Source organism: Clostridium sp. DSM 8431 (assembly GCF_900116755.1).
Lineage (GTDB): Bacteria > Bacillota > Clostridia > Clostridiales > Clostridiaceae > Clostridium.
Window position 1 is genome coordinate 1 of the sequence record NZ_FPBY01000251.1, and the last position, 3,363, is coordinate 3,363.

A 3,363-nucleotide genomic window follows, 5' to 3' on the forward strand; every position below is an offset into this window, starting at 1 on the left:
AAAGATAAAGCATAGGATTTTGAGCATCCTATGCTTTTAAATTTTTACTTACAACTAAGTTTCCCGAAGGGAGCGTGGCGCAGCCACTTTGTTCTTAAATGCAAAATTTTCTGCGAATCTTTATGAAATTAAATAATAAAGTATCAGAATCAGTAGATAATAATCTGTTTCTATTTTGCTATGGTGTTATTTTTTTGATTAATGTAAGCAAATAATTGGTTAATGTTTTTTTAAAATGCAATGAATATTTGGATAAAATATGTTAACATATATTATACTAAATATAGAAAATAATTGGTTGAAATTATAAAAAGAAAAGGTTATGGTTTGAAATATATGACATAAAGGAAAGTTTAAACTCCTTTCATTATAAAAAAATAGAAAAAATAAGTATAAATATACAAAAAGAAGAAAAAATTAGAATTAAATAGATTTTGTCCAATATAAGAAACATTAAACGTTTTTATTTGCATAATTAAGATTTAAATTAAAATTTTAACGCCAAAGCAATGAAAAATTTTTATTAGATAAATAAAAATTAAAATGTGTAGACATGAGATTACTAATAATATTACATTATGTTGCTTGCTTTTACAAATTTATGTTATAATTTACTTATTGAAATAGAAATTTAACTTGAGGAAATAATATTATTAAAAAAAGGAAGAGGATTATAATGGAAATTCTGTCATTAGGAGAAAAGATAAAAAGAAGAAGAAAAGAACTAAACATGACATTAAAAGACTTGGCTAAGGATAGGATAACTCCCGGACAGATAAGTTTGGTAGAGTCAGGAAGGTCAAATCCATCTATGGATTTACTAGAATATCTATCTAATAGTTTGAATACAACTGTTGAATATTTAATGGAGTCAGAGGAAAGCCAAGCCGAAAAAATCAGCAGATATTACTCACAGGTTGCTGAATCATATATTTTAAGTGGAGATTATTCTAAGGGAGAAGAATATATAGAAGAAGCTTTAAAATATGTTGAAAAGTACGATCTTGAGTATAGAAAAGCAAAAATATTATATTTAAGAGGATTAATTAATATATTTAAGGGTGAGTTGACTTTGGCTCAACAATTCTTTTTATCAGCAAATGTAATATTTATAAAGAATAATAATTATGAGGAGATAATACAAACATTCCTTAACTTGGGAAGGATTACATTAGACTTAAATGCTTACAATTCTGCAAGCAGTTATTTAAGACAAGCAGAGAAAGTTTATAACGATAACAATATCGGAAACGATTATATGCTTGGAAAGATTTATTACTATATGTCTAAAACATATTTTGCTGTTGAAGACAACGATAATGCAAAAGAGTATGCATATTTAGCAAAGGGTAAATTTGAACAAATTTATGATAAAACAGAATATGCAAAAACATTATTACATATTTCAGAAGACTATAGCCATAAAGGGGATTTAGCAAATGCTATTAAGTTTTCTGATAAGACATTAGAAATATATGAAGAAGTTAATAAAATGAATATTTTATCTAATATAGAAAATAATTTGGGTAAAATGTTCTATGATTTTGAAAAAATAGATGAATCATTTAAGCATTATAAACTTGCTAGAGAAATAATATCAAATCACAATGATAAATTATTTGTTGAGACAAGCTTAAATATGTGTAAGAATCATATAAAACTAAAAAATATAATTAAATGTGAAGCATTACTTAAAGAAATATATCCTAGAATTGCAGATGACAATTACGAAGGAATTATTGAATATAACCTAATAAGATATAGAATACATACTATAAAGGAAGAATATGATTCAGCAGAAATGGTTCTAATTCAAACTTATAAATTAGCCAAAGATAGAGGTCTTTATAAAAAGGCTGGAGAACTTGCAATTATGTTAGGGAAGTACTTTATGGATAAGAAATATATGGATAAAGCAACAGAGTTCCTTGATGAAGCTGTAGTGTTATTTAGAGAAGAAGGGATTTTAGAAAACTAAGTTAGATGGGTGATTAAAGATGGAAATATTATCTACTGGAGAAAAAATAAAAAGAGCTAGAATATACAAAGGCATTACATTAAAAGACTTATGTGAAGATAAAATTTCAATTTCAAAAATGAGCTGTATCGAAAACGGAAAAGTTAAGGCTGATAAAGAAATTATAAAGTTTATAGCTGAAAAAATTGACTTGGATTATGAGTATCTTATTCAAGATGTTTACGAACAGATAGTTGAAAATTTATCTTTAATAAAAGAACACAGAAGTAAAGATGAAGATATTGAAGAGAATATAAAACATAACCTTTATTATGCTGTTGAATACCAATATTTTGAGCTAGCATTCGAATTAATACATATACTATTCTGCTACTATTTAGAAGAAAAGAAATACGAAAAAGTACAATTAATAATATCTCAATATTATGATCTTTATCAAAAAAACAATGAAGATAAAAATACAGTAATTTACTTTGGAGATATGGCTAAATACTTATTACAAAGTAAAGAATATAATGAAGCTATAGCATATTACAGCAAGCTTAGAGAACTTGTTGATGTTGAAACAGACAAAGGAAAAGAAATTTATGCTAAAATAACATATAGTGAAGGAATATGCTTAAGTAAAACTGGACATGATGAAGATGCTTATGAATTATTAAATGAATCAGTAAGATATTTTGATTATTTAAAAGACAACATAAGCAAAGGAAAGGTTTGTGAAGCTTTTGCTTTAGTTTCAATAAGATTAGGCAAAGATAAAGTTAAGGAATTTAAGGACAAGGCATATGAAATGCAAAAAGATAATCCTATATTATTATCAAGTTCTAAGGGAGAATATGCTAAAGCATACTTTGCAGTAAATGAAAATGAAACTGCTAAAAAGGAAATGATGGAAGCTGTAGAGATATTCCCATCACATAATAAATCAAAGTATGTTCAATTCTTAAATGAAGCAATTGATACTTTATATAAGTTTAAAGAATATGAATTAGCATATGAATTAACTGATCAAGCTTTAGATTTATCAATAGAAACTGGAGATATTAAGTTAATAGAAAGAGCATATTATTTTAAGGGAAGTATACTTCAACGTCAAAAGAAATACAGAGAAGCTGAAATGTACATGAACCTTTCTATGGATTCTTTGTTTAAATTTGGTACTAAAGAACAAAGAAAACAAAGATATTTAGACATGGCTAATATGTATTTTAATCTTGGAGAAACAAGAGAATCAATAAAATACTTCACATTAGCAATAGATAAAGAAAAAAATATGTAATTATATTTAATAAGGGGATGTAAAAAAACTCTCCTAAAAAGAAAATCGCTGTAGGCATTAAACTTACAGCGATTTTTTGGTAAAATTAAATTATGATACCAAA

2 protein-coding genes are annotated in these 3,363 nt (G+C 25.8%); both read left to right on the plus strand.

Annotated elements, in window-relative coordinates:
• The first annotated feature begins 676 nt into the window (after positions 1–676).
• Complete coding sequence (locus BM384_RS16275; protein ID WP_090015201.1) at positions 677–1,978, plus strand: helix-turn-helix domain-containing protein; 1,302 nt, start codon at positions 677–679, stop codon at positions 1,976–1,978.
• Between the two features lie 19 nt (positions 1,979–1,997).
• Positions 1,998–3,260 (plus strand): helix-turn-helix domain-containing protein, encoded by a 1,263-nt coding sequence (locus BM384_RS16280; RefSeq protein ID WP_090015203.1) that lies wholly within the window; start codon positions 1,998–2,000, stop codon positions 3,258–3,260.
• Positions 3,261–3,363: the final 103 nt, after the last annotated feature.